The organism is Streptomyces ferrugineus (assembly GCF_015160855.1).
GTDB lineage: Bacteria > Actinomycetota > Actinomycetes > Streptomycetales > Streptomycetaceae > Streptomyces > Streptomyces ferrugineus.
The window spans coordinates 9,196,810-9,222,910 of record NZ_CP063373.1; the positions used below are offsets into that span (position 1 = coordinate 9,196,810).

Sequence of the window (26,101 nt, forward strand, 5' to 3'; positions counted from 1 at the left end):
ATATCAACCTTTTTGCATTCATGTCCTACTTACATGACTTACTGCCCGGCGTGGCTCATCCGCCGGGCGGCACTCCCACGGACAACGGAAAGCAGCAGGTCACACGGGACCGATGGCCTCGCACCCATGGCCCGCGACACCCCTCGCCACTCGGCCTTTCTGGTGCTCTGGAACCCGGACGGCCTAGGTGGAGGAAACCTCGAAGAGTGCCGCCGGTCTGATTGTGCAATTGATCAGACTGCCCGCCGGTCGACGGGCCGGATCCGCACATCCAGAACAAAGGAGCACTCGTCGTGCGAGTAATCACTCGAGCAACCACAGGGTCGACAACTGCGAGATGGGGAGCGCGCTGCGTCGGCGTCTGCCTGGCCACGGCACTGGCGGTCACCTTCGGGGCGGGCCCCGCGTCCGCCGACCCAGGGCCGCAGCTGGGGGCCGCCGTGGCACCCGAAGAGGTCGACGACAACCCGGGCTGCGACGACATCGATGGGCTGCCCATGAACACTCGGGAACTCGACACGGAGAACGCCCCGGTGGACGGGGAGGAGCTGGCCATCAACGGGCAGGGAACGATCACCCTCACCGTCGACGACAGAACGGAGGAGCCGGACGGGCAGTTGCTGGGGTTCAGCATCGACGGCCCCTTCGCCGCCGTGGCAGTCATCGTCAAGGGCGGTCCGGCAAACGAAGGAGGAGCCAACCTCTACGACTACACCAGCACGCCGGCCGGCCAGATCGAGGCCGACCAAGAGCTGCACGCCCAGCTCAACGCTCAGGGTAATGCCCTCGCCGACATCAGCCACGTGACGTTCTGCATCGTTCCGGACGGCGCCAACACCTGACGAAGTCCCCGCCCGCACAGCAAAGGGGCCCGCACGACCGAAGTCGTGCGGGCCCCTTCAGGAGCTCGCGCTGGAGCTACCAGGTCAAGTCAACAAGCTCACTTGTTGATCTTGGTGACCTGGCCGGCGCCCACGGTCCGGCCACCCTCACGGATGGCGAACTTCAGGCCCTCCTCCATGGCGACGGGCTGGATGAGCTCCACCTTCATCTCGGTGTTGTCACCCGGCATGACCATCTCGGTGCCCTCGGGGAGGGTCACCACGCCGGTCACGTCCGTCGTACGGAAGTAGAACTGCGGACGGTAGTTGTTGAAGAACGGCGTGTGGCGGCCACCCTCGTCCTTGGACAGGATGTAGGCCTGCGCCTCGAACTCGGTGTGCGGGGTGACCGAGCCCGGCTTGATGATGACCTGGCCGCGCTCGACGTCCTCGCGCTTGATGCCGCGGAGCAGCAGACCGACGTTCTCACCGGCCTGGCCCTCGTCGAGCAGCTTGCGGAACATCTCGATGCCGGTGACCGTGGTGGAGGTCTTCTCCTGCTTGATACCGATGATGTCCACGGTCTCGTTGACCTTGAGGACACCACGCTCGATACGGCCGGTGACGACCGTACCGCGACCGGTGATCGTGAAGACGTCCTCGATCGGCATCAGGAACGGCTTGTCGACGTCACGCTCCGGCTCCGGGATGGCGGAGTCGACGGCGTTCATGAGCTCGAGGACGGAGTCGCCCCACTCCTTGTCGCCCTCGAGCGCCTTGAGCGCCGAGACCTTGACGACCGGAACGTCGTCGCCCGGGAACTCGTACTCGGAGAGGAGCTCACGCACCTCGAGCTCGACGAGCTCCAGGATCTCCTCGTCGTCCACCATGTCGGCCTTGTTCAGGGCGACGACGATGTACGGAACGCCGACCTGGCGGGCCAGGAGCACGTGCTCCTTGGTCTGCGGCATCGGACCGTCGGTCGCGGCGACCACGAGGATCGCGCCGTCCATCTGGGCGGCACCGGTGATCATGTTCTTGATGTAGTCCGCGTGACCCGGGCAGTCGACGTGGGCGTAGTGACGCGCCTCGGTCTGGTACTCGACGTGCGCGATGGAGATGGTGATACCGCGCTGGCGCTCCTCAGGAGCCTTGTCGATCTGGTCGAAGGCCGAGGCCTCGTTCAGGTCCGGGTACTTGTCGTGCAGCACCTTGGTAATGGCGGCCGTGAGGGTCGTCTTACCGTGGTCGATGTGACCGATGGTGCCGATGTTGACGTGGGGCTTAGTCCGCTCGAACTTCGCCTTCGCCACGGGGTCCTCCTGTGGAGTGGTTCTGAACGCCTTGCTTCATCGGCGCCAGGTGATCTTTGCTGGAAAGCCCGGGCCCGGGGGCATTCCCCCACGAATGCGGGTGAATACCCCTGCAGGCTCCGGAGTCAAGCCTAAAGCGTGTGAACGCGGTGCGTTACTCGCCCTTGGCCTTCGCGATGATCTCCTCGGCGACGTTCCGCGGAACCTCGGCGTAGGAGTCGAACTGCATGGAGTAGCTGGCCCGGCCGGACGTCTTGCTGCGCAGGTCGCCGACGTAACCGAACATCTCCGAGAGAGGCACGAGGCCCTTCACGACGCGGGCACCCGCCCGCTCCTCCATGGCCTGGATCTGGCCACGGCGGGAGTTGATGTCGCCGATGACCTCACCCATGTAGTCCTCGGGCGTGGTGACCTCGACGGCCATCATCGGCTCAAGGAGAACGGGGCTGGCCTTGCGCGCGGCCTCCTTGAAGGCCTGCGAACCGGCGATCTTGAACGCGAGCTCGGAGGAGTCGACCTCGTGGTAGGCACCGTCGAGAAGCGTGACGCGGACGCCCGTCATCTCGTACCCGGCGAGGATGCCGAACTGCATGGCCTCCTGCGCACCGGCGTCGACCGAAGGGATGTACTCCTTCGGGATACGACCACCGGTCACCTTGTTCACGAACTCGTACGAGGTGTCGCCGCTCTCGAGGGGCTCGATCGCGATCTGCACCTTGGCGAACTGGCCGGTACCACCGGTCTGCTTCTTGTGCGTGAAGTCGACGCGCTCGACGGCCTTGCGGATCGTCTCGCGGTACGCGACCTGCGGCTTGCCGACGTTGGCCTCGACCTTGAACTCACGGCGCATACGGTCGACCAGCACCTCGAGGTGCAGCTCGCCCATACCACCGATGATGGTCTGGCCGGTCTCCTCGTCCGAGTGGACCTGGAAGGACGGGTCCTCCTCGGCCAGGCGCTGGATCGCGACGCCGAGCTTCTCCTGGTCACCCTTCGACTTGGGCTCGATGGCGACCTGGATGACCGGCGCCGGGAAGTCCATGGACTCCAGGATCACCGGGTTCTTGTCGTCGCTCAGCGTCTCACCGGTCGTGGTCTGCTTCAGACCCATGACGGCGATGATGTCGCCGGCGCCCACCGACGCGATCTCCTCACGCTTGTTCGCGTGCATGCGGTAGATCTTGCCGATGCGCTCCTTCTTGCCCTTGACGGAGTTCAGCACCTGGGTGCCGGACTCCAGGCGACCGGAGTACACGCGGACGAAGGTGAGCTTGCCGAGGTGCGGGTCGCTCATGATCTTGAACGCCAGCGCCGACAGCGGCTCCTCGTCGGAGGGCTTGCGCTTGACGACGACCTCGGGGTCCTTGACGTCGTGGCCCTCGATGGCCTCGATGTCGAGCGGCGAGGGCAGGTAGCGCACCACCGCGTCGAGCAGGGGCTGAACGCCCTTGTTCTTGAACGCGGTACCGCAGAACACCGGGGTGACCGTGGTGTCGCTGGACTTGCCGGAGGCGATCGTGATGCGGCGGATGGCCGCCATCAGCTGCTCCTCGGAGGGCTCCTCGCCCTCCAGGTACAGCTCCATGATCTCCTCGTCGTTCTCCGCGACGGCCTCGAGCAGCTTGCCGCGCCACTCCTCGGCCGCCTCGGTGTGCGTGGCCGGGATGTCGACGGTGTCGTACATCTCGCCCTTGGTCGCCTCGGCGGACCAGACGAGCGCCTTCATGCGGACCAGGTCCACGACGCCCTTGAAGTCGGCCTCGGCACCGATCGGGAGCTGCATGACGAGCGGCTGGGCACCCAGACGGTCGCTGATCATGTCGACGCAGCGGTGGAACTCCGCGCCGGTACGGTCCAGCTTGTTGACGAAGCAGATACGCGGAACGCGGTAGCGGTCCGCCTGACGCCACACCGTCTCGGACTGCGGCTCAACGCCGGCGACGCCGTCGAACACCGTCACGGCACCGTCGAGCACGCGCAGGGAGCGCTCCACCTCGACGGTGAAGTCGACGTGGCCCGGGGTGTCGATGATGTTGATGGTGTGGTCGACGTCTTCCAGCGGCCAGTGACAGGTGGTGGCAGCAGAGGTGATCGTGATGCCACGCTCCTGCTCCTGCTCCATCCAGTCCATGGTGGCAGCGCCGTCGTGGACCTCACCGATCTTGTAGGACACACCGGTGTAGAACAGGATCCGCTCGGTGGTGGTCGTCTTGCCCGCGTCGATGTGGGCCATGATCCCGATATTGCGGACCTTGGCCAGGTCAAGTGAAGTGGTAGCCATAAGGCTTCAGTCTTCTCTCGGTCTCGATGTGGGTAGCGACTACCAGCGGTAGTGCGCGAAGGCCTTGTTGGACTCGGCCATCTTGTGCGTGTCCTCGCGCTTCTTCACAGCGGCACCGAGGCCGTTGCTGGCGTCGAGGAGCTCGTTGAGCAGACGCTCGGTCATGGTCTTCTCGCGACGGGCGCGGGAGTAGCCCACGAGCCAGCGCAGCGCCAGGGTGTTGGCACGGCCGGGCTTGACCTCGACCGGGACCTGGTAGGTGGCGCCACCGACACGGCGGGACTTGACCTCGAGGGTCGGCTTGATGTTCTCGAGAGCGCGCTTCAGCGTGATGACCGGGTCGTTGCCGGTCTTCTCGCGCAGGCCCTCCATGGCGCCGTAGACGATGCGCTCGGCGGTGGAGCGCTTGCCGTTCAGCAGCACCTTGTTGATGAGCGACGTGACCAGAGGAGAACCGTAGACCGGGTCGATGATGACCGGGCGCTTCGGGGCGGGGCCCTTACGAGGCATTCTTACTTCTCCTTCTTGGCGCCGTAGCGGGAACGGGCCTGCTTGCGGTTCTTGACACCCTGGGTGTCGAGGGAGCCACGGATGATCTTGTAGCGAACACCCGGCAGGTCCTTCACACGGCCGCCGCGCACGAGCACGATGGAGTGCTCCTGCAGGTTGTGTCCCTCACCCGGAATGTAAGCGGTGACCTCGATCCCGCTGGTCAGACGCACACGCGCGACCTTACGCAGGGCCGAGTTCGGCTTCTTCGGGGTGGTCGTGAACACACGCGTGCAGACGCCGCGACGCTGAGGGGAACCCTCGAGTGCGGGCGTCTTGTTCTTCTCGACCTTGTCCTGCCGGCCCTTGCGGACCAGCTGCTGGATCGTAGGCACTACTTCTCCGGTTTCTGTGTGCCGATGGGTACAGCTAACCTGGAACGTCGCCGACCCACGCGGTCGGGTGTGTCGAATCCGGCGGACTCCCGCCGCAAGGCGAAAAGAGCACAGATTACGGTGGCGCTCACGGCTCGCTATGCGGTTGAAGGCACGCACGAGAGCCAGGGCACACCCCAGGCACAAGGTCTGAGCGTACCTACCTCATTCGCTGCGGTCAAAACAAATGGGCCTCGCCCGCATCCCTATACGGCCGATGTCAAGACCGCGCGACGGGTTTGATCTTCGAATCGCCGATTCGGGCATGTCGTACCGACTCCTTCCGTGCTCAGGCGGACACGGCGGCGGCCACCATCATCAGGGTCACCAGGACCGCCCAGGCGGCGTTCGACAGCCACCCGAGCACCAGCCCGGTCAGGGCGAGCGCGTCACCGCTCTCCCCGGTGCGCCGTATCTCGGAACGCGCGGCGTGCCCGAGCACCACGGCCGGGATGCCGGTCAGCCCGAAACTCACCAGGCACAGCACACCGCACACGGCGGAGCCCACCGCCTTGCCGTTGGTCTGCGGCCGCGACACCGGCAGAAAGGTCCGCGGCACGGGCGTGACGGGCGCCGGCTGCGGCATCGGCCCCTGGGGCAGGTCGGCGACGAGCAGGGCCAGCTCGCCCACCGTGCGGGCCGTGTAGGCCCGCGCGACCCGCTTCTCGAACTCGGGCTGCTCCAGCCGTCCCTCCCCGAACCCCGCCCTGAGCACGTCCACGGCCCGCTCACGGTCGGCGTGCGAGGCGAGCATCGCCGGAGCACCGGGGCCGGTCCACGGCTGCGGCGCGCCGCCGTGCCCCTGCCAGGGCTGCCACGGCTGCCACGACGGGTGCGTCATGGAGCACCACCCCCGTACATGTCGGAGTCCCTCCATCATGCGCCGAACCGGCACTCCAGGCATCGGGGTCCCCCCGGAGAAAACCCGGAGACATCCACCACCGTCACCTCCCCTGCCGTACCCCGGAAAGTTCGATCCCCCCAAAACAGCCGACCCAGACACCTGTCTGCCCGCGCCCCTTTGGGACGCTGCCGAACCGCAGGGGCCTGCTCGCCGAGGGCCAGGGCGCTGTGGGCGCCTGAGTGAACGCTGAAGGGCGGCCACCCCGAGGGGTGACCGCCCTTCATTGCGTCAAGCGGACGCTCGCTTACTGGTTGTACGGACCATAGTCGTAGTCCTCCAGCGGAACGGCCTGGCCGGAACCGGTGCCGAACGGCGAGTAGTCGATGTCGTCGTAGCCGACGGCCGAGTACATCGCGGCCTTGGCCTCCTCGGTCGGCTCGACCCGGATGTTGCGGTAGCGGGACAGACCCGTACCGGCCGGGATGAGCTTACCGATGATGACGTTCTCCTTGAGGCCGATGAGCGAGTCGGACTTGGCGTTGATCGCCGCGTCCGTGAGGACTCGCGTCGTCTCCTGGAAGGACGCCGCCGACAGCCAGGACTCCGTGGCCAGCGAGGCCTTGGTGATACCCATGAGCTGCGGACGACCGGAGGCCGGGTGACCGCCCTCCTGGACCACACGACGGTTCTCGTGCTCGAACTTCGAGCGCTCGACCAGCTCACCGGGCAGCAGCTCGGCGTCGCCGGACTCGATGATCGTCACACGGCGCAGCATCTGCCGGATGATGATCTCGATGTGCTTGTCGTGGATCGACACACCCTGCGAGTTGTAGACCTTCTGGACCTCGCCGACCAGGTGGACCTGGACGGCACGCTGGCCCAGGATGCGCAGCACGTCGTGCGGGTTGGTGGCACCCACGGTGAGCTTCTGGCCCACCTCGACGTGCTCGCCCTCGCTGACCAGGAGTCGGGCGCGCTTCGAGATCGGGAACGCCGTCTCGTCGCTGCCGTCGTCCGGGGTGACGACGATCTTCTTGGTCTTCTCGGTCTCCTCGATCCGGACGCGGCCCTGGGCCTCGGAGATCGGGGCGACACCCTTCGGGGTACGGGCCTCGAAGAGCTCGACGACACGCGGCAGACCCTGGGTGATGTCGTCACCGGCCACACCACCGGTGTGGAAGGTACGCATCGTCAGCTGGGTGCCGGGCTCACCGATGGACTGGGCGGCGATGATGCCGACCGCCTCACCGATGTCGACCAGCTTGCCGGTGGCCAGCGAGCGGCCGTAGCACATGGCGCAGGTGCCGACGGCGGACTCGCAGGTCAGGACCGAGCGGGTCTTGACCGTCTCGATGCCGGCGGCGACCAGCTGGTCGATGAGGACGTCACCGAGGTCGACGCCCGCCGGGGCGAGCACCTTGCCGTCCACGACGATGTCCTCGGCGAGGCAGCGCGCGTACACGGACGTCTCGGCGTTGTCCGCCTTGCGCAGGACGCCGTCGGCGCCGCGCTCCGCGATGGCCAGCTTGAGGCCGCGGTCGGTGCCGCAGTCCTCCTCGCGGATGATGACGTCCTGCGACACGTCGACCAGACGACGGGTCAGGTAACCCGAGTCGGCGGTACGCAGGGCGGTGTCCGCCAGACCCTTACGGGCACCGTGCGTGGAGATGAAGTACTCCAGCACGGACAGGCCCTCACGGAACGACGCCTTGATCGGACGCGGGATCGTCTCGTTCTTCGCGTTCGACACCAGACCACGCATACCGGCGATCTGACGCATCTGCATCATGTTGCCTCGTGCACCCGAGTTCACCATCATGAAGATCGGGTTGGTCTTCGGGAAGTTGTCGTTCATCGCCTCGGCGACCTCGTTGGTCGCCTTGGTCCAGATCGCGATGAGCTCCTGCGTGCGCTCGTCCTTGGTGATCAGACCGCGCTCGTACTGCTTCTGGACCTTCTCGTCCTGTGCCTCGTAGCCCTTGACGATCTCCTTCTTCGCCTCGGGAACGACGACGTCGGAGATGGCGACGGTGACACCGGAACGGGTCGCCCAGTAGAAGCCGGCCGCCTTCAGGTTGTCGAGCGTCGCCGCCACGATGACCTTCGGGTAGCGCTCGGCGAGGTCGTTGACGATCTCGGAGAGCTGCTTCTTGCCGACCTCGTAGTCGACGAACGGGTAGTCCTCGGGCAGCAGCTCGTTGAAGAGCGCGCGGCCCAGGGTCGTCCGCAGCCGGAACGAGTCACCCTGCTGCCACTCCGGCTCACCCTCCTCCTGCGCCGGCGGGGTCCAGCCGCGCGGCGGGATGGTGCCGACCGGGAAGCGGATGTCGATCTTCGACTGGAGCGAGAGCTCGCCCGCGTCGAAGGCCATGATCGCCTCGGCCACGGACGCGAAGGAGCGGTCCTCGCCCTTCACGTTCCGCATCTCGGAGTCCGTGGTGAGGAAGAACAGACCGAGGACCATGTCCTGGGTCGGCATCGTCACCGGACGACCGTCGGCCGGCTTGAGGATGTTGTTCGAGGACAGCATCAGGATGCGGGCCTCGGCCTGCGCCTCCGCGGACAGCGGCAGGTGCACGGCCATCTGGTCACCGTCGAAGTCCGCGTTGAACGCGGTGCACACGAGCGGGTGGATCTGGATGGCCTTGCCCTCGACCAGCTGCGGCTCGAAGGCCTGGATGCCAAGGCGGTGCAGGGTGGGAGCACGGTTCAGCAGCACCGGGTGCTCGGCGATGACCTCTTCGAGGACGTCGTACACGACGGTGCGGCCGCGCTCCACCATGCGCTTGGCGCTCTTGATGTTCTGCGCGTGGTTCAGGTCGACCAGGCGCTTCATCACGAACGGCTTGAAGAGCTCCAGCGCCATCGCCTTGGGCAGACCGCACTGGTGCAGCTTCAGCTGCGGACCGACGACGATCACGGAACGCGCGGAGTAGTCCACACGCTTACCGAGCAGGTTCTGACGGAATCGACCCTGCTTACCCTTCAGCATGTCGCTGAGGGACTTCAGCGGGCGGTTACCGGGACCGGTGACCGGACGGCCACGACGGCCGTTGTCGAACAGCGCGTCGACGGCCTCCTGGAGCATGCGCTTCTCGTTGTTCACGATGATCTCGGGCGCACCGAGGTCGAGAAGGCGCTTCAGTCGGTTGTTCCGGTTGATCACACGGCGGTACAGGTCGTTCAGGTCGGAGGTCGCGAAGCGGCCACCGTCCAGCTGCACCATCGGGCGAAGGTCCGGCGGGATGACCGGCACGCAGTCCAGCACCATGCCCTTGGGGCTGTTGCTGGTCTGCAGGAACGCGGAGACGACCTTCAGGCGCTTGAGCGCACGGGTCTTCTTCTGGCCCTTGCCGGTACGGATGATCTCGCGGAGCTTCTCGGCCTCCTCGTCGAGGTCGAAGGACTCCAGGCGCTTCTGCAGCGCCGCGGCACCCATCGAACCGTCGAAGTACGTGCCGAAGCGGTCCCGCAGCTCGCGGTAGAGCAGCTCGTCGCCCTCGAGGTCCTGGACCTTGAGGTTCTTGAAGCGGGTCCACACCTCGTCGAGGCGGTCGATCTCGCGCTGCGCACGGTCACGCAGCTGCTTCATCTCGCGCTCGGCACCCTCGCGCACCTTGCGGCGCACGTCGGCCTTGGCGCCCTCGGCCTCCAGCTCGGCCAGGTCGGTCTCGAGCTTCTTGGCGCGGGCCTCCAGGTCGGCGTCCCGGCGGTTCTCGATCTGCTGGCGCTCGACCGAGACGTGCGCCTCCAGGGAGGGCAGGTCGCGGGTACGGCGCTCCTCGTCGACGTACGTGATCATGTACGCCGCGAAGTAGATGACCTTCTCGAGGTCCTTGGGAGCCAGGTCGAGCAGGTAGCCCAGCCGGCTGGGGACACCCTTGAAGTACCAGATGTGCGTGACGGGCGCGGCCAGCTCGATGTGGCCCATCCGCTCACGACGCACCTTGGCGCGAGTCACCTCGACGCCGCAGCGCTCACAGATGATGCCCTTGAACCGGACACGCTTGTACTTGCCGCAGTAGCACTCCCAGTCCCGGGTCGGACCGAAGATCTTCTCGCAGAAGAGTCCGTCCTTTTCGGGCTTGAGGGTGCGGTAGTTGATGGTCTCGGGCTTCTTGACCTCGCCGTGGCTCCACTGACGGATGTCGTCAGCGGTGGCCAGACCGATCCGGAGCTCATCGAAGAAGTTGACGTCGAGCACTATGCGTCAATCCCTCTCAGGGTTGTAAGTCTTGGGGTCTGAAACGGGGGCCTGGGGGTCGGCGGGGCCCTGTGGGTGAGGGCCCCGCCGGACTCCCGTCAGACCTCTTCGACGCTGCTCGGCTCGCGCCGGGACAGGTCGATGCCGAGCTCCTCCGCAGCGCGGAAGACGTCCTCGTCGGTGTCACGCATCTCGATGGACATACCGTCGCTGGACAGCACCTCCACGTTCAGGCAGAGCGACTGCATCTCCTTGATGAGCACCTTGAAGGACTCGGGGATGCCGGGCTCGGGGATGTTCTCGCCCTTGACGATGGCCTCGTAGACCTTCACGCGGCCGGTGACGTCGTCGGACTTGATGGTCAGCAGCTCCTGGAGGGCGTACGCGGCGCCGTAGGCCTCGAGGGCCCACACCTCCATCTCACCGAACCGCTGGCCACCGAACTGGGCCTTACCACCCAGCGGCTGCTGGGTGATCATGCTGTACGGGCCGGTCGAACGGGCGTGCAGCTTGTCGTCGACCAGGTGGTGCAGCTTCAGGATGTACATGTAGCCGACCGAGATCGGGTCCGGGAACGGCTCACCGCTACGGCCGTCGAACAGCCGCGCCTTGCCGGACGGGAGGACCATGCGGTCACCGTCGCGGTTCGGGATGGTGTGCTCCAGCAGACCCGCCAGCTCGTCCTCGCGGGCACCGTCGAAGACCGGGGTGGCGACGTTGGTGCGCGGGGCGACCTGGTCGGCCTCGATGGCCTGCAGGCGCTGCGCCCACTCGTCCGCGAGGCCGGAGACGTCCCAGCCCTGGCTGGCGAGCCAGCCGAGGTGGATCTCCAGAACCTGTCCCGGGTTCATTCGGGACGGCACACCCAGCGGGTTGAGGATGATGTCGACCGGGGTGCCGTCCTCCAGGAACGGCATGTCCTCGATCGGCAGGATCTTGGAGATGACACCCTTGTTGCCGTGTCGGCCGGCGAGCTTGTCACCGTCGGTGATCTTGCGCTTCTGCGCCACGTACACGCGCACCAGCTGGTTCACACCGGGGGGAAGCTCGTCGCCCTCCTCGCGGTCGAAGACGCGGACGCCGATGACCTTGCCGGTCTCGCCGTGCGGCACCTTCAGCGAGGTGTCACGGACCTCACGGGCCTTCTCACCGAAGATCGCGCGCAGCAGGCGCTCCTCGGGGGTCAGCTCGGTCTCACCCTTCGGGGTCACCTTGCCGACGAGGATGTCGCCGGCGATGACCTCGGCACCGATACGGATGATGCCGCGCTCGTCGAGGTCGGCGAGGACCTCCTCGGAGACGTTCGGGATGTCCCGGGTGATCTCCTCCGGGCCGAGCTTGGTGTCACGGGCGTCGACCTCGTGCTCCTCGATGTGGATCGAGGAGAGGACGTCGTCCTGCACGAGGCGCTGCGACAGGATGATCGCGTCCTCGTAGTTGTGACCCTCCCACGGCATGAACGCCACGAGCAGGTTCTTGCCCAGCGCCATCTCGCCGTTCTGGGTGGCCGGACCGTCGGCCAGGACCTGGCCCTCGATGATCCGGTCGCCCTCGTGGACGATGACCTTCTGGTTGACCGAGGTGCCCTGGTTGGAGCGGGCGAACTTGGCCAGGCGGTACGTGATGTACGTGCCGTCGTCGTTGGCGGTGGTGATGTAGTCCGCGGAGACCTCCTGGACCACACCGGCCTTCTCGGCCTTGACGACGTCGCCGGCGTCGACGGCGGAGCGGTACTCCATGCCGGTGCCGACGAGCGGGGCCTCCGCCTTGATGAGCGGAACGGCCTGGCGCATCATGTTCGCGCCCATGAGGGCACGGTTGGCGTCGTCGTGCTCGAGGAACGGGATCATGGCGGTCGCGACCGACACCATCTGGCGCGGCGAGACGTCCATGTAGTCGACGTCCTCGCCGGTGACGTAGTCGACCTCGCCGCCACGCCGGCGGACGAGTACGCGGGCCTCCTCGAAGCGGAGGTCGCTCGTCAGCGGCGCGTTGGCCTGCGCGATGACGAAGCGGTCCTCTTCGTCGGCGGTCAGGTAGTCGACCTCGTCGGTGACCTGGCCGTCGTTCACCTTGCGGTACGGGGTCTCGACGAAGCCGAACGCGTTGACCCGGCCGTACGAGGCGAGCGAACCGATCAGACCGATGTTCGGGCCTTCGGGCGTCTCAATGGGGCACATACGGCCGTAGTGAGACGGGTGCACGTCACGGACCTCGAAGCCGGCCCGCTCACGGGACAGACCACCCGGGCCGAGCGCGGACAGACGACGCTTGTGCGTCAGCCCGGACAGCGGGTTGTTCTGGTCCATGAACTGGGACAGCTGGCTGGTGCCGAAGAACTCCTTGATGGAGGCGACGACCGGCCGGATGTTGATCAGGGTCTGCGGCGTGATCGCCTCGACGTCCTGGGTCGTCATGCGCTCACGGACGACGCGCTCCATACGAGCCAGACCGGTGCGGACCTGGTTCTGGATGAGCTCGCCGACGCTGCGCAGACGACGGTTGCCGAAGTGGTCGATGTCGTCGGTCTCGACGACGATGCTCTGACCGCTGTCGCCGACCGTCTCGGTCTCGCCCGCGTGCAGCTTCACCAGGTACTTGATCGACGAGATGATGTCCTCGACGGTCAGGATGCCCGCGTCCAGCGGAGCGTCCGCACCCAGCTTCTTGTTGACCTTGTAGCGGCCGACCTTGGCGAGGTCGTAGCGCTTCGGGTTGAAGTACAGGTTCTCGAGAAGCGTCTGCGCGGCCTCACGCGTGGGGGGCTCGCCCGGACGCAGCTTGCGGTAGATGTCGAGCAGCGCGTCGTCCTGGCCCTGGGTGTGGTCCTTCTCCAGGGTGGCGCGCATCGACTCGTAGTCGCCGAACTCCTCGAGGATCTGCTCGGTGGTCCAGCCGAGCGCCTTCAGAAGGACGGTGACGGACTGCTTGCGCTTGCGGTCGATGCGGACACCGACCATGTCGCGCTTGTCGATCTCCATCTCCAGCCAGGCACCCCGGGACGGGATGATCTTGGCCGAGAAGATGTCCTTGTCGGACGTCTTGTCGATGGTGGAGTCGAAGTAGACACCCGGCGAACGGACCAGCTGCGACACGACGACACGCTCGGTGCCGTTGATGACGAAGGTGCCCTTGTTCGTCATGAGCGGGAAGTCGCCCATGAAGACCGTCTGGGACTTGATCTCACCGGTCTCGTTGTTGGTGAACTCCGCCGTCACGAAGAGCGGGGCGGCGTAGGTGAAGTCGCGCTCCTTGCACTCGTCGATCGAGTTCTTCGGCGGCTCGAAGCGGTGGTCGCGGAACGTCAGCGACATCGACCCGGAGAAGTCCTCGATCGGGGAGATCTCCTCGAAGATCTCCTCGAGGCCGGACTTGGTGGGGACGTCCTGACCGGACTCCAGAGCCTCCTCGACCCGACTCTGCCAGGCGGTGTTGCCGAGCAGCCAGTCAAAGCTCTCGGTCTGCAGCGCGAGCAGGTTCGGAACCTCGAGGGGCTCCTTGATCTTTGCAAAGGAGATGCGCAGCGGGGCGGTGCTGGCGCCGTTGTTCAAATTCGCGGTCGAGGCATTGCGCGAGGCGGCCAAGAGGGGGTCCTTCCGAGGGCTCGGACTCACTACGCGCGTACCGGCCCCTCACCCGGGCACAGAGACAGGGGTTTCCTTCTCCAACCACAGTATGGCCAGGTCAGGGACGGTCCGGTCATCGATGCTCAAGCGAGGGCATGCCCCTGGTGACGGGCAGGGGACAGCTAACAGGCAGCGCAAAGGGTCAGTGTAGCCACTTGGCACACTGATGTCCAGTGCGGGTTTTTCGCGACCCTCGTTGTTCTCAACGCCCTCGGCATGCCTGCTGCCCTCAATGCACGTTGATACTGCCCTCTTCGTCGCCGATCCATGCCTCGGATTCGGATCCTTGTGACGACGCGTCCTGAGAATTGCGCGCTGCGTGCGGTTCGTCAAGGCCCCCATGCCCGAACCCAGGACGGCCCGGAGACACGACGAAGATCACCATACCCCCCGCCGAAGCGGGCGCAAGGCAACCGTGGCCGCGCCCCCTGGAACGCCGAAGAGCGACCACCCGAATGGATGATCGCTCCTCGGTGCGACTGCGTTACAGCCTCAGCGGGCTGCGTTCAGCACGCGACGGTCGTACCCGACCGCGAAAGGTCTTACTTGACCTCGACGGAGGCGCCGGCGCCCTTGAGGGACTCGGCGGCCTTCTCGGCGGCGTCCTTGGCGACCTTCTCGAGAACGGGCTTCGGGGCGCCGTCCACGAGGTCCTTGGCCTCCTTCAGACCCAGCGAGGTCAGCTCACGCACGACCTTGATGACCTGGATCTTCTTGTCGCCGGCGCCGGTGAGGATGACGTCGAACTCGTCCTTCTCCTCGGCGGCCTCGGCCGGGGCGCCCGGGACGCCCGCAGCGGGGACGGCGACCGCGGCAGCGGCGGCGGTGACGTCGAACTTCTCCTCGAACGCCTTCACGAACTCGGAGAGCTGGATGAGGGTCATGCCCTCGAACTCGGCGAGCAGTTCGTCCTGGGTGAGAGCCACGATGGCTTTCCTTCCACTAATTCGGCAGGTGCCGGATGTACATGTCTGGCGGGCGTACGTTCGGCCCGCTACGACCGTCGCCTCAGGCGGCGGTCATCGTGCGAGCCGAATTACTCGGCACCGCCCTGCTCGTCCTGCTTGGCGCGAAGCGCGTCCACGGTGCGGACGAGCTTCGACGGGAGCGCCTGGAAGACCTGAGCAGCCTGCGTCTGCTTGCCCTTCAGGGCGCCCGCCAGCTTGGCGAGCAGAACCTCGCGGGACTCGAGGTCCGCAAGCTTCTTGATCTCGTCGGCGGACAGCGCCTTGCCATCAAGGACACCGCCCTTGATGACGAGACTCGGGTTGTCCTTGGCGAAGTCACGAAGACCCTTCGCCGCCTCGACCGGGTCACCGGTCACGAAGGCGACGGCCGACGAACCCGAGAAGAGATCGTCGATCGCGGTGATCCCGGCCTCGTTGGCCGCAATCTTGGTCAGGGTGTTCTTCGCCACACGGTAATGAGCGTTCTCACCGAGTGAACGACGCAGCTGCTGGAGCTGCGCCACGGTGAGACCGGTGTACGCGGTGATGACGGCGCCGTTGGAGTTGCGGAACTTGTCCCGCATCTCCTCAACGGCATCGACCTTGTCAGGCCTCGCCATGAGCCTCGGCCTCCTTCCGGGTGATTCGGACCGCGCGGACCCGAAGGAGGACTGGGGAAAACGAAACGCCCCGGCGCAGGCGCTCGGGGCGGACTCGACCGGTCGCGCGTACGTGGACGTACGCACTCCGGGAGCTCTTCCACTGTTACCTGCGCGGGTCGTCCGCGTTGTCAGCGGATCCTTCGGCCACCGCACCCTCTCTCGAGCGCACGGCAACGACCAGCGGTCTTTGGCTTCTGTAGAGAGTACGGGACGCTGTCACCGTCAAGCAAATCGGCCCTACGTGCCGTCGAGCGCCCCCCGCTTCAGCAGGTCCTTGAGGTCCGCCGTGTCCCCCTCCGGGGGCTTGTGGACCGCGGCCTGCACGCCGTAGTCGCTGTAGTACGCGGTCTGGGTCAGCGCTCCGGTGGCCGTACGGCCCTTCTCGACCTTCTTGACCAGCAGGTCCCGGTCGTCCACCCATATGTCGACGGTCTGTGTGGTGGCGCCCTCCACCCGCACGGTGCCGGAGTAGCGCGTGGTGCGCACGCCGCTCACCGTCTCCTCGCCGACCTTGCGCACGTCCGTGGAGGACAGCAGCAGCTTCACCGATGTGTGCGGGGCGTTGCCGCGCATCTGCTCGGCGAGATCGGCTCCGGAGCTGCCGGCGAGGTTCTTCAGGTCGTCGTAGGCGTACTTGATCCAGTGCTTGCCGTCGGCCTTCTCGGCGAAGGCCTCGCCCATGCGGGCGTAGTAGGCGTCGGGGAGGTAGCGCGCCTCCATCGACGTGGTGCCGAGCCGGCGCATCGTCTCGGCCGTGGTGCCGCCCGTGTAGGTGATCGTCAGGGTGCCGGTGAGGCCGTCGCCCCAGGCGAGGGTGCCGTGCGCCTTCATGGACAGCGCGGAGCCGACGGTGGTCGTGGACTTCACCCGGGCGGAGTCGGCCCGGTCGGTGGAGCGCTCCACGGTGCGCAGGGCGGCCGTCACGGCGCGGGAGGGCGTAGGGCGGTCCTCCTCGTCGGGGCGGTCGGAGGAGGTGCAGGCGGCCAGGGCCGTCAGCGCGGTCAGCAGCGCGATCCAGAACGCCGACCGGCGCGCCCTCGTGCTCGTCATTCGTCCCCCCTGTGCGAATCCCGTGAATGCACGCTAACCCAGGGGACCGACAAACGGAGGAGAGAAGGGGACGGGCCCCGCACCCGGGAAGGGGTGCGGGGCCCGTCGTCGAGCCTGGTGAGCCGTGGGCTCAGACCGCGGCCGGGTCCTCCTCGACGAGGAGGTTGCGGGTGCGGTTCGGGTCGACCGGGATGCCGGGGCCCATCGTGGTGGTGATGGCGGCCTTCTTGATGTAGCGACCCTTGGCGGCGGACGGCTTCAGACGGAGGATCTCCTCCAGCGCGGCGCCGTAGTTCTCCACCAGCTTGGTGTCGTCGAAGGACGCCTTGCCGATGATGAAGTGCAGGTTCGAGTGCTTGTCGACGCGGAACTCGATCTTGCCGCCCTTGATCTCGGTCACGGCCTTGGCCACGTCCGGGGTCACGGTGCCGGTCTTCGGGTTCGGCATCAGACCACGCGGGCCGAGGACACGGCCGAGGCGGCCGACCTTGCCCATGAGGTCCGGGGTGGCGACGACGGCGTCGAAGTCCAGGCGGCCCTTCGAGACCTCGTCGATCAGCTCGTCGGCGCCGACGATGTCGGCGCCCGCGGCACGCGCGGCCTCGGCACGGTCACCGGTCGCGAAGACCAGGACCCGGGCGGTCTTACCGGTGCCGTGCGGAAGGTTCACGGTGCCACGGACCATCTGGTCGGCCTTACGCGGGTCGACACCCAGACGGAAGGCGACCTCGACGGTGCCGTCGAACTTGGTCGTGGACGTCTCCTTGGCGAGACGGACGGCCTCGAGCGGGGCGTAGAGCTTGTCCCGGTCGACCTTGGCGTCCGCAGCGCGGAGAGACTTGCTGCGCTTGCTCACTACTGCTCCTGTGGTGTCTTAGGAGTTGTGGTCCGGGCCGAGCAGGCCCCGCCACTCACTTCTGCTCGGGGGTTGAGGTCAGCCCTCGACCGTGATGCCCATGGAACGGGCGGTGCCGGCGATGATCTTCGCGGCGGCGTCCAGGTCGTTGGCGTTGAGGTCGGGCATCTTGGTGGTGGCGATCTCGCGGACCTGCGCCTCGGTGATCTTGGCGACCTTGGTCTTGTGCGGCTCGCCGGAGCCCTTCTCCACGCCCGCGGCCTTGAGGATCATCTTGGCGGCCGGCGGCGTCTTGGTGATGAAGGTGAAGGAACGGTCCTCGTAGACCGTGATCTCCACCGGGATGACCCAACCGCGCTGCGACTCGGTCGCGGCGTTGTAGGCCTTGCAGAACTCCATGATGTTGACGCCGTGCTGACCCAGCGCGGGGCCGACCGGCGGAGCCGGGTTGGCGGCACCGGCCTGGATCTGGAGCTTGATGAGCCCCGTGACCTTCTTCTTCTTGGGAGGCATGCTCTCTCCGGGTCCTTAGTGAGAGGTGTTCCGCCGCCATCCGTACCGCTGGCCACCTGGAACGGTGAGCTTCCGGATCATCCGGATGGAGGCATACCGCACAACGATAACGGGTAACGCGTCAGGGCCAAAACCGGCAGCTCAGGCGCCCGGCCGGCCACCGCCCGGACAGGGGCCGGCCCCGGCCGTCGCGCGTCGGCCGGGGCTCGGAGGGGGTGGGGCGAGGTCAGCAGCGCTTGGCCGTGGTGGCCTGGCCCGGCACCGGGTCGCCGGGGGCACGCAGCGTGCCGATGGCCGAGGTGCACTCCTTGACCGTGTCGGCGGGGAAGGACCAGAACTCCTGGCTGTTGGTGGCGTTCCACCAGTCCTGGCCCACGACCTCGTCACGGGCGTAGCTGTAGACACCGGTGCTGACGTCGTAGTCCTTGACCTTGTCGCGGAAGCTCTGCCAGACCCAGAGGTAGCCGTAGTTGGCCTGGCACCTGGGCGAGTAGAACTGCTTCACCGAGGCCACGTGCGCACCGCCCCGGTTGATGTAGGCGGTGGCGCCGATCTGGTAGGCGTCCGAGCAGACGCCGGCCGCCCGTGCCTTGGTGCTCAGCGGGTTGCCGGCCTCGGACGGGGCGGTCGAGCGGGCGGTCGTGTTCTGCTTGCCGGGCGACGGGGCCGGGCCGGTGCCGGCGAACGCGGAGGTCGCCGGCAGCAGGACGCAGGCGGATGCCGCCGCTGTGACCAGGATGGATCGAGCACGCATGAGGAAGTTCCCCCACTTCTTGTGTGTGACTCGCGGGTGTCGAAGGCTGACGCGGGCAGCACACAGCTCAGGGCAAAGCGCCACAAAGAGCTGGAGAACACCATGAAGAACGCTGTCCGCGCGTTTCGGTCATCAAGTCAGACCAGCGGATGCGCCGGATGGTTGTGGTGCAGCACACATTTATCGGGGACCCGTTCGCGCACGCGCGGCGCCACACACGGCGAAAGGGCCTTCGACCAGCGGAAACCGCCGGTGGAAGGCCCTTTGCGAAGGCTGCTGCAGCGCTTAGTTCTTCTGGATCTGGTCGAAGGACAGCTCGACCGGGGTCTCGCGGCCGAAGATCTCCACCAGGCCCTTGACCTTCTTGGAGTCGGCGTTGATCTCGTTGATGGTGGCCTGGAGCGTGGCGAACGGGCCGTCGGTGACGGTGACCGAGTCGCCGACCTCGAAGTCCAGCACCTGGACCTCGACCTTGCGGGCCGGAGCCGGCTTGCCCTCGGCCTCGGCGGCCTCGCGGGCGGCCTTCTCCTCGGCCTCCGGGGCGAGCATCTTGACGATCTCGTCCAGGGTCAGCGGGTAGGGGTCGTAGGCGTTGCCCACGAAGCCGGTGACACCGGGGGTGTTGCGGACGACGCCCCAGGACTCGTTGGTCAGGTCCATGCGGACCAGGACGTAACCCGGCAGCTTGTTCTGCTTGATCGTCTTGCGGTCGCCGTTCTTGATCTGGACGACCTCTTCCTGCGGCACCTCGGCCTGGAAGATGTAGTCCTCGACGTTCAGCGAGACGGCGCGCTGCTCCAGGTTGGTCTTCACGCGGTTCTCGTAACCGGCGTAGGTGTGGATGACGTACCACTCGCCGGGCAGCGTGCGCAGCTCCTCGCGCAGGGCGGCGACCGGGTCGACGGGCTCGGCCTCCTCCTCGGGGGCCTCTTCCTCGGAGGCCTCTTCCTCGAGGGCCTCTTCCTCGCCCTCGACGTGCAGCGCGGCCTCCTCGGCCGACTCGCCCGCCTCGGCGTCGGCAGCCTCGACCTCGTCCTGGTCCTCGTCCGCGCCCTCGACGATGTCGAGCTCGTCTTCCATGGACTCGGCGTCCTGTCCGAGCTGCTCGATGGCGTCGTTCAGGTTCTGGTCAGACACGGTGGCTGCTTCTTCCTGGATACATAGGGGTGGAACATGCGAAAAGGGGCGCCGGTAACCGCGGCGCCCTTCGCTCTTGGCTCAGCCGAAGACGTACTTGGCGGCGTGGTCGAGCCCATAGTCAATCACGGTCACCAGGCCGATCATGATGACGACGAAGATGATCACCACAGTGGTGTACGTCGTCAGCTGGTTGCGCGTCGGCCAGACGACCTTGCGGAGTTCCGCGACGATCTGGCGATAGAAGAGCGCGAGTCGCTTCAGCGGGCCCTTCTTGGCGCGCTTGCCACCCTTTCGGGTCTTCTTCTTGGACTCCGGCGCCTCGTCCTGGGCATCAGGCATGTCGATGGAGCCCACGGCGTCCGTCACTCGTCCTCACCTGATTCCGGGTCGTGGCCGTGCCGCGCCCGGTCTGAGCCGCACGGCGGTGCAATAGCTGTACGTACATGCGCACACATCCTGGCGAAGGTGTGTGTAGCAGGGCCGGAGGGACTTGAACCCCCAACCGCTGGTTTTGGAGACCAGTGCTCTACCAATTGAGCTACGACCCTTTGTGTGTCCCCCAACGTACCGCATCCGGACGAGTGCTCGCTGTGCACCGTGCGACCGCAGCATGCTGAAGGCCAACGAGGTGAGAGTGTACGTGGTCCTGGGCGCGCCGTCGAACAGAAAGTGGCCGATGGGGGCTTGATACCCGAAAGATCGTCAGGGGACCGGCGGTGCGACGGCACAAGATCGTGCAGGCCGCGGGCCCGATCCGGACGGATGTTCAACCGATGTTCAGTCCGTGAAACCCGCGTGCCGCCCGCGTTTCCGGTCTGAAACGATGGGCCCCATGAGCGCTGCAACCCCACCCACCGAGCGCCGGGTCTCCGCCCGAGTCGGCGCGATCTCCGAGTCCGCCACCCTCGCCGTGGACGCCAAGGCCAAGGCTCTCAAGGCCGCCGGGCGTCCGGTGATCGGCTTCGGCGCCGGTGAGCCCGACTTCCCGACCCCGGACTACATCGTCGAGGCCGCCATCGAGGCGTGCAAGAACCCGAAGTACCACCGCTACACCCCGGCCGGCGGGCTGCCGGAGCTGAAGGCCGCCATCGCCACGAAGACGCTGCGCGACTCCGGCTACGAGCCCGACGTCTCGCAGATCCTCGTCACCAACGGCGGCAAGCAGGCCATCTACGAGGCCTTCGCCGCGATCCTCGACCCGGGCGACGAGGTCATCGTCCCGGCGCCGTACTGGACGACGTACCCGGAGTCGATCCGTCTGGCGGGCGGTGTCCCGGTCGAGGTCGTCGCCGACGAGACGACCGGCTACCGCGTCTCGGTGGAGCAGCTCGAGGCGGCCCGCACGGAGAAGACGAAGGTCGTCCTCTTCGTGTCGCCGTCCAACCCGACGGGCGCCGTCTACACCGAGACCGAGACCGAGGCGATCGGCCGCTGGGCCGTCGAGCACGGCCTGTGGGTGATGACGGACGAGATCTACGAGCACCTGGTGTATGGCGAGGCCGCCTCGGTCTCCCTGCCGGCGCTGTTCCCCGAGCTGCGCGACAAGTGCGTCGTGGTCAACGGTGTCGCCAAGACGTACGCCATGACGGGCTGGCGGGTCGGCTGGATCATCGGCCCGAAGGACGTGGTGAAGGCCGCGACCAACCTCCAGTCCCACGCGACGTCGAACGTCTCGAACGTGGCGCAGGCGGCCGCCATCGCCGCCGTCTCCGGTGACCTGGACGCCGTCGCGAGGATGCGCGAGGCCTTCGACCGCCGCCGCAGGACGATCGTGCGGATGCTCAACGAGATCGACGGCGTGGTCTGCCCGGAGCCCGAGGGCGCCTTCTACGCGTACCCGTCGGTGAATGCCCTGCTCGGCAAGGAGATCCGCGGCAAGCGCCCGCAGAGCAGCGTCGAGCTGGCCGAGCTGATCCTGGAGGAGGCCGAGGTCGCGGTCGTCCCGGGCGAGGCCTTCGGCACGCCGGGCTATCTGCGGCTGTCGTACGCGCTGGGTGACGAGGATCTCGTCGAGGGCGTGAGCCGGATCCAGAAGCTGCTGGCGGAGGCCAGGGACTGACCTAGCCACTCACGTGAGTAGGTTGGCGGGCCGCTCCCCTCGGGGAGCGGCCCGCTTTGTCGTGTGCGCGTGCGAGCAAGACCACGTTCGGGGAAAGCGCTACCGGGACGGGCGGGGCGTGCGGCAGGATCCTGGAATGGAGCGTGTACGTGATGTCTCTGAACTGCCGAAAGCCCATCTGCACCTGCACTTCACCGGCTCGATGCGGCCGACGACCCTGCTGGAACTGGCCGACACCCACGGGGTGCGGCTGCCCGAGGCGCTGACGGACGCGCTGACCAGTGGGGAGCCGCCGAGACTGCGGGCGACGGACGAGCGCGGCTGGTTCCGCTTCCAGCGCCTGTACGACGCGGCGCGCTCGTGCCTGCGGCGGCCGGAGGACATCCAGCGGCTGGTCAGGGAGGCCGCGCAGGAGGATCTGAGGGACGGCTCCGGCTGGCTGGAGATCCAGGTCGACCCGACGTCGTACGCGCCCCGGCTGGGCGGGCTGATCCCGGCGCTGGAGATCATCCTGGACGCGGTGGAGACGGCGTCGCGGGACACGGGGCTCGGGATGCGCGTCCTGGTCGCCGCGAACCGGATGAAGCACCCCCTGGACGCCCGCACGCTGGCGCGGCTCGCGGTGCGGTACGCCGACCGGGGCGTGGTCGGCTTCGGGCTGTCGAACGACGAACGCCGGGGCATGGCGCGGGACTTCGACCGCGCCTTCCACATCGCCCGCGAGGGCGGCCTGCTGTCGGCCCCGCACGGCGGCGAGCTGACCGGCCCCTCCTCGGTCCGGGACTGCCTGGACGACCTGGACGCGCACCGGATCGGGCACGGGGTGCGGGCGGCGGAGGACCCGCGGCTGCTCAAGCGCCTCGCCGACAGGGGCGTGACCTGCGAGGTGTGCCCCGCGTCGAACGTCGCCCTCGGCGTCTACGAGAAGCCCGAGGACGTCCCGCTGCGCACGCTGTACGAGGCGGGCGTCCCGATGGCCCTCGGCGCCGACGACCCCCTGCTCTTCGGCTCCCGCCTCGCCGCCCAGTACGACATCGCGCGGCACCACCACGCCTTCACGGACGAGGAGTTGGCGGAGCTGGCCCGCCAGTCGGTGCGTGCGTCGGCGGCGCCGGAGGAGATGAAGGGCAAGCTGCTGGCGGGGGTGGACGACTGGCTCGCCTAGCCACCGGCCGACGTCAGTCGGCGATGCCGGCGAGCAGCGTGCGGGCCAGCCGGGCGGCGAACTCGTCCACCGGCGGCCGTACCGCCTCCTTGGTGGCGTCATAGGCGAACGCCCGCTGCGCACAGGCCCCCATCAGCAGCGACGCCGCCGCGAAGGTGTCCGCGTCCGTGCGGACCCGGCCCATCTCCTGCTCGGCCCGCAGATAGGTGTCGAGCTCCTGGATGGGCATGTGCGGGCCCGCCCCCATCTGCCGTACGGCGTCGTCGTGCCGCCGCTTGAGCTCGGTCTGCGCGTACAGCGACGCGGCGATCGGGAAGCTCTGCTCGTAGAACAGCGCCGCCTGGCGGGCGATCTCGGTGAGGTTGGCCTCCAGGGGCTGTCTGCCGGGCTCGGCGGTGAGGCCGCTGAGCAGCGGGCGGAGCGGGGGCAGTCGCTCGGTGAGCACCTGGATGAAGAGCTCCTCCTTGCTGTCGAAGTACTTGTACAGCGCCGCCTCGGAGCACCCGGCCGCCCGCGCGATCTCCTTCGTGGTGGCCCGCGCCAGCCCGACCGTGAGCATCAACTCGTGTGCGGCGTCGAGGAGTCGAGCCCGGGTCGGTTTGGTCTCCATGCCGTGTCCAATCGCCCTTGACGGGTGGGTGAGTGCTTACCCACCCTAGAGGAGACGGTAGGTGAGTGAATACTCACCCACCCGCGCCCACTCATCTCTCATGCGGACGGGAGCCCTCATGAAACTCACCGTTTTCGGCGCCACCGGAGGCATCGGCAAGGAGATCGTCCGCCAGGCCCTGGACGCCGGCCACGAGGTCACGGCCGTCGTACGGGACCCCGCGCGCCTCCCCCTCACGGGTGAGCGGCTGGAGGTGTTCCGCGCCGATCTCACCGATCCCGCCGCGCTGCGGCCCGCCGTCTCCGGACGGGACGCGGTGCTGTCCGGCCTCGGTGCGCGCGGGCGCTCGGACGCGGGTGTCGCAGTACGGCTGACCCGTACGGTGCTGGCGGCTCTGGAGGCCGAGAAGGTGCGGCGGCTGCTGCTGGTGAGCGCGGCGCCGGTCGGGCCCGAGCCGGAGGAGGACGGCTTCCTGGACCGTGCCATGCGCGGCGTCGTCTCGGCGGTCCTCAAGGACGTCTACACCGACCTGCGGGAGATGGAGGCCGAGGTGGCGGCCCGCAGCGGCGTGGACTGGACGGTCGTACGGCCCCCGCGTCTGCGGGACAAGCCGCTCACCGGCGGCTACCGCACGGCCGTGGGCGGGTTTCCGCCCAAGGGGCGCTTCATCGGGCGGGCGGATGTGGCGCACGCGATGCTGGCGATGGTCGACGACCCGGCGACGCTGCGGCAGGGGGTGGGCGTGGCCTACTGAGTGCCCCGGCCGCCGGCCTGGCCTAGAGGCTGACTCCGACCGTCACCGGCTCGTTGACCAGCGTGATGCCGAAGGCCTCGCGCACGCCGGCCACGACCTCGCGGGCGAGCGCGAGGAGGTCCTCGGTGGTCGCTTCGCCGCGGTTGGTGAGCGCGAGGGTGTGCTTGGTGGAGATGCGGGCGGGGCCGGTGCCATAGCCCTTGGTGAAGCCGGCCTTGTCGATGAGCCAGGCCGCGGAGGTCTTGGTGTGCCCCTCCCCCGCCGGGTAGGCGGGCGGCTCCACGCCGTCGCCGAGCCGCTCACGCACGCGCGCGTGGAAGACCGCGAACTGCTCGTCGGTGAGGATCGGGTTGGTGAAGAAGGATCCCGCCGACCAGGTGTCGTGGTCCTCTGGGTCCAGGACCATGCCCTTCCCGGTACGCAGCTTCAGCACGGTCTCGCGAGCGGCGGCCAGGGGCACGCGGTCGCCGACCTCGACGCCGAGGGCGCGGGCGGTCTCGGCGTACTTGACGGGAGCCGAGAGCCCGCCCGCGTCCTCCAGCCGGAAGCGGACGCGCAGGACGACATAACGCTCGGGGTCGGCCTTGAAGCGGCTGTGGCGGTAGGAGAAGGCGCAGTCGGAGTTCGCGACGACGACGGTCTCGCCGGCCCGGCGGTCGTAGGCGATCACCTCGGTGATCGTCGAGGAGACCTCCTGGCCGTAGGCGCCCACGTTCTGAATCGGTGTGGCGCCCGCGGAGCCGGGGATTCCGGCGAGGCACTCGATCCCGGCGAGCCCGGCCTCGACGGTGCGGGCGACGGCGTCGGTCCACACCTCGCCGGCGGCCAGTTCGAGCGTGGTGCCGTCCAGCTCGAAGCCCTTGGTGGCGATGACGAGTGCGGTGCCCGCGAAGCCCTTGTCGCCGATGACCAGGTTCGACCCGCCGCCGATGAGCAGCAGCGGGGTCCCGTCGGCATCGGCCTGGCGCACGACGTCGATCACCTCGGCGTCGGTGGTGGCCGTGACCAGGCGGGTGGCGGGGCCGCCCAGCCGGAAGGTGGTGAAGGGGGCGAGGGGGGCGTCGTGGAGTTCCTGCACGCGCCCAAGACTACGAGACGGCACCGACAGCCCCGGCACCCGTGCGGGGCGCCGGGGCCGCGACGCGCACCACGCGCGCGTGCCGTTCAGGTCAGCCGTCGGAACACCTCCGCCCAGTCGAGCGGGAGCTCGTCGCTGGAGACCTGCCAGGTGGCGAACTTCGCGTCGCGCATCTGGGCGGACAGACCCCGCGAGGCCGGGGCGTGGGTGCCGGAGCGGGCGAAGTCCTTCAGCGCCGCGGGTGACTCCCAGGCGGACAGCGTCCAGAAGGTCCGCTTGAACGGCTGCGCCTTCAGAGAGGCCCCATACGCCCCGGGCGCCCGGCTCACCTGCCGCCACACGCCCGGCGTACGGGCGAGGAAGCGGAGCGCTCCCCAAAGGGTGCGGGTCTCGAAGCGGGAGGCGAAGACGTGCACCTCGGTGTGGCGTGGTGCCGGGTTCGGGACGGTCCAGGGAAGTGTGGGCACGGCTGCTCCTCATGGTCCGGGGTGGGTGGTGCGG

At 67.7% G+C, this 26,101-nt stretch carries 22 protein-coding genes and 1 tRNA gene; 4 read left to right on the forward strand and 19 right to left on the reverse strand.

All coding sequences use genetic code 11. The annotated features are described in order from the left end of the window. The first annotated feature begins 440 nt into the window (after positions 1-440). Entirely contained in the window at positions 441-842 is a 402-nt protein-coding gene (locus IM697_RS40775; RefSeq protein ID WP_194042005.1) for a hypothetical protein, read from the forward strand. A 98-nt stretch (positions 843-940) separates the two neighbouring features. On the opposite strand, the gene tuf is transcribed toward IM697_RS40775, so the two are convergent. From tuf to IM697_RS40855, 16 genes are all read right to left on the reverse strand, one after another. After that, complete coding sequence (gene tuf, locus IM697_RS40780) at positions 941-2,134, reverse strand: elongation factor Tu (RefSeq protein ID WP_194042007.1); 1,194 nt, start codon at positions 2,132-2,134, stop codon at positions 941-943. A 154-nt stretch (positions 2,135-2,288) separates the two neighbouring features. Beyond that, on the reverse strand, positions 2,289-4,415 hold the full coding sequence (gene fusA / locus IM697_RS40785) for an elongation factor G (RefSeq protein WP_194042009.1): 2,127 nt from the start codon (positions 4,413-4,415) through the stop codon (positions 2,289-2,291). Positions 4,416-4,454: 39 nt separating this feature from the next. Then, a complete protein-coding gene (gene rpsG / locus IM697_RS40790; protein ID WP_003998848.1) occupies positions 4,455-4,925 on the reverse strand; it encodes a 30S ribosomal protein S7 in 471 nt (156 codons plus the stop codon). Positions 4,926-4,927: 2 nt separating this feature from the next. After that, positions 4,928-5,299 (reverse strand): 30S ribosomal protein S12, encoded by a 372-nt coding sequence (gene rpsL / locus IM697_RS40795; protein ID WP_003948652.1) that lies wholly within the window; start codon positions 5,297-5,299, stop codon positions 4,928-4,930. Between the two features lie 328 nt (positions 5,300-5,627). Beyond that, a complete protein-coding gene (locus IM697_RS40800; protein ID WP_194042011.1) occupies positions 5,628-6,179 on the reverse strand; it encodes a DUF1707 and DUF4190 domain-containing protein in 552 nt (183 codons plus the stop codon). Positions 6,180-6,486: 307 nt separating this feature from the next. Continuing rightward, positions 6,487-10,386, reverse strand: a complete 3,900-nt coding sequence (locus IM697_RS40805) for a DNA-directed RNA polymerase subunit beta' (RefSeq protein ID WP_194042013.1) — start codon at positions 10,384-10,386, stop codon at positions 6,487-6,489. A gap of 98 nt (positions 10,387-10,484) precedes the next feature. Continuing rightward, on the reverse strand, positions 10,485-13,970 hold the full coding sequence (gene rpoB, locus IM697_RS40810; protein ID WP_194042015.1) for a DNA-directed RNA polymerase subunit beta: 3,486 nt from the start codon (positions 13,968-13,970) through the stop codon (positions 10,485-10,487). Between the two features lie 584 nt (positions 13,971-14,554). Next, a complete protein-coding gene (gene rplL, locus IM697_RS40815) occupies positions 14,555-14,896 on the reverse strand; it encodes a 50S ribosomal protein L7/L12 (protein ID WP_265582759.1) in 342 nt (113 codons plus the stop codon). 152 nt (positions 14,897-15,048) lie between these two features. Beyond that, entirely contained in the window at positions 15,049-15,579 is a 531-nt protein-coding gene (gene rplJ, locus IM697_RS40820; RefSeq protein ID WP_194042017.1) for a 50S ribosomal protein L10, read from the reverse strand. Positions 15,580-15,858: 279 nt separating this feature from the next. Then, on the reverse strand, positions 15,859-16,671 hold the full coding sequence (locus tag IM697_RS40825; protein WP_194042020.1) for an SCO4651 family lipoprotein: 813 nt from the start codon (positions 16,669-16,671) through the stop codon (positions 15,859-15,861). Positions 16,672-16,801: 130 nt separating this feature from the next. Then, positions 16,802-17,527 carry a 50S ribosomal protein L1 gene (gene rplA, locus IM697_RS40830; protein ID WP_194042022.1) on the reverse strand — a complete coding sequence of 242 codons (726 nt, stop codon included), beginning with the start codon at positions 17,525-17,527 and terminating at the stop codon, positions 16,802-16,804. A 78-nt stretch (positions 17,528-17,605) separates the two neighbouring features. Beyond that, the gene (rplK, locus tag IM697_RS40835; protein ID WP_028805116.1) at positions 17,606-18,040 is read right to left on the reverse strand and encodes a 50S ribosomal protein L11; all 435 of its coding nucleotides are present in this window, start codon (positions 18,038-18,040) and stop codon (positions 17,606-17,608) included. A 226-nt stretch (positions 18,041-18,266) separates the two neighbouring features. Further along, positions 18,267-18,794, reverse strand: a complete 528-nt coding sequence (locus IM697_RS40840; RefSeq protein WP_194042024.1) for a hypothetical protein — start codon at positions 18,792-18,794, stop codon at positions 18,267-18,269. A 285-nt stretch (positions 18,795-19,079) separates the two neighbouring features. Beyond that, positions 19,080-19,931 (reverse strand): transcription termination/antitermination protein NusG, encoded by an 852-nt coding sequence (gene nusG / locus IM697_RS40845; protein WP_194042026.1) that lies wholly within the window; start codon positions 19,929-19,931, stop codon positions 19,080-19,082. A gap of 81 nt (positions 19,932-20,012) precedes the next feature. After that, on the reverse strand, positions 20,013-20,300 hold the full coding sequence (secE, locus tag IM697_RS40850; RefSeq protein WP_062706824.1) for a preprotein translocase subunit SecE: 288 nt from the start codon (positions 20,298-20,300) through the stop codon (positions 20,013-20,015). 109 nt (positions 20,301-20,409) lie between these two features. Next, positions 20,410-20,482: transfer RNA gene (locus IM697_RS40855), tRNA-Trp, on the reverse strand. A 284-nt stretch (positions 20,483-20,766) separates the two neighbouring features. Here IM697_RS40855 and IM697_RS40860 point away from each other — a divergent pair. Together IM697_RS40860 and IM697_RS40865 are read left to right on the forward strand one after the other, a co-directional pair. Beyond that, positions 20,767-21,993: a pyridoxal phosphate-dependent aminotransferase gene (locus tag IM697_RS40860; RefSeq protein WP_194042028.1), complete on the forward strand. Its 1,227-nt coding sequence runs from the start codon at positions 20,767-20,769 to the stop codon at positions 21,991-21,993. Positions 21,994-22,129: 136 nt separating this feature from the next. Then, positions 22,130-23,158: an adenosine deaminase gene (locus IM697_RS40865; protein ID WP_194042030.1), complete on the forward strand. Its 1,029-nt coding sequence runs from the start codon at positions 22,130-22,132 to the stop codon at positions 23,156-23,158. A gap of 13 nt (positions 23,159-23,171) precedes the next feature. Here IM697_RS40865 and IM697_RS40870 read toward each other — a convergent pair whose 3' ends face one another. After that, complete coding sequence (locus IM697_RS40870) at positions 23,172-23,768, reverse strand: TetR/AcrR family transcriptional regulator (RefSeq protein WP_194042032.1); 597 nt, start codon at positions 23,766-23,768, stop codon at positions 23,172-23,174. 118 nt (positions 23,769-23,886) lie between these two features. Between IM697_RS40870 and IM697_RS40875 the strand changes: the two genes are divergently transcribed. Then, positions 23,887-24,522, forward strand: a complete 636-nt coding sequence (locus tag IM697_RS40875) for an NAD(P)-dependent oxidoreductase (RefSeq protein ID WP_194042034.1) — start codon at positions 23,887-23,889, stop codon at positions 24,520-24,522. A 22-nt stretch (positions 24,523-24,544) separates the two neighbouring features. Here IM697_RS40875 and IM697_RS40880 read toward each other — a convergent pair whose 3' ends face one another. Continuing rightward, positions 24,545-25,600, reverse strand: coding sequence for a UDP-N-acetylmuramate dehydrogenase (locus IM697_RS40880; protein WP_194042036.1), 1,056 nt, complete (start codon positions 25,598-25,600; stop codon positions 24,545-24,547). Between the two features lie 86 nt (positions 25,601-25,686). Beyond that, positions 25,687-26,067 carry a DUF3291 domain-containing protein gene (locus tag IM697_RS40885; RefSeq protein WP_194042038.1) on the reverse strand — a complete coding sequence of 127 codons (381 nt, stop codon included), beginning with the start codon at positions 26,065-26,067 and terminating at the stop codon, positions 25,687-25,689. Between the last annotated feature and the right edge of the window lie 34 nt (positions 26,068-26,101).

Excerpts from the sequence above, each read along its gene's own strand:
- fusA (WP_194042009.1), bottom strand. The coding sequence starts at position 4,415 with ATGGCTACCACTTCACTTGACCTGGCCAAGGTCCGCAATATCGGGATC.
- rpsG (WP_003998848.1), bottom strand. The coding sequence starts at position 4,925 with ATGCCTCGTAAGGGCCCCGCCCCGAAGCGCCCGGTCATCATCGACCCG.
- IM697_RS40800 (WP_194042011.1), bottom strand. The coding sequence starts at position 6,179 with ATGACGCACCCGTCGTGGCAGCCGTGGCAGCCCTGGCAGGGGCACGGC.
- rplL (WP_265582759.1), bottom strand. The coding sequence starts at position 14,896 with ATGACCCTCATCCAGCTCTCCGAGTTCGTGAAGGCGTTCGAGGAGAAG.
- rplJ (WP_194042017.1), bottom strand. The coding sequence starts at position 15,579 with ATGGCGAGGCCTGACAAGGTCGATGCCGTTGAGGAGATGCGGGACAAG.
- IM697_RS40825 (WP_194042020.1), bottom strand. The coding sequence starts at position 16,671 with ATGACGAGCACGAGGGCGCGCCGGTCGGCGTTCTGGATCGCGCTGCTG.
- rplK (WP_028805116.1), bottom strand. The coding sequence starts at position 18,040 with ATGCCTCCCAAGAAGAAGAAGGTCACGGGGCTCATCAAGCTCCAGATC.
- IM697_RS40840 (WP_194042024.1), bottom strand. The coding sequence starts at position 18,794 with ATGCGTGCTCGATCCATCCTGGTCACAGCGGCGGCATCCGCCTGCGTC.
- IM697_RS40860 (WP_194042028.1), top strand. The coding sequence starts at position 20,767 with ATGAGCGCTGCAACCCCACCCACCGAGCGCCGGGTCTCCGCCCGAGTC.
- IM697_RS40865 (WP_194042030.1), top strand. The coding sequence starts at position 22,130 with ATGGAGCGTGTACGTGATGTCTCTGAACTGCCGAAAGCCCATCTGCAC.
- IM697_RS40870 (WP_194042032.1), bottom strand. The coding sequence starts at position 23,768 with ATGGAGACCAAACCGACCCGGGCTCGACTCCTCGACGCCGCACACGAG.
- IM697_RS40875 (WP_194042034.1), top strand. The coding sequence starts at position 23,887 with ATGAAACTCACCGTTTTCGGCGCCACCGGAGGCATCGGCAAGGAGATC.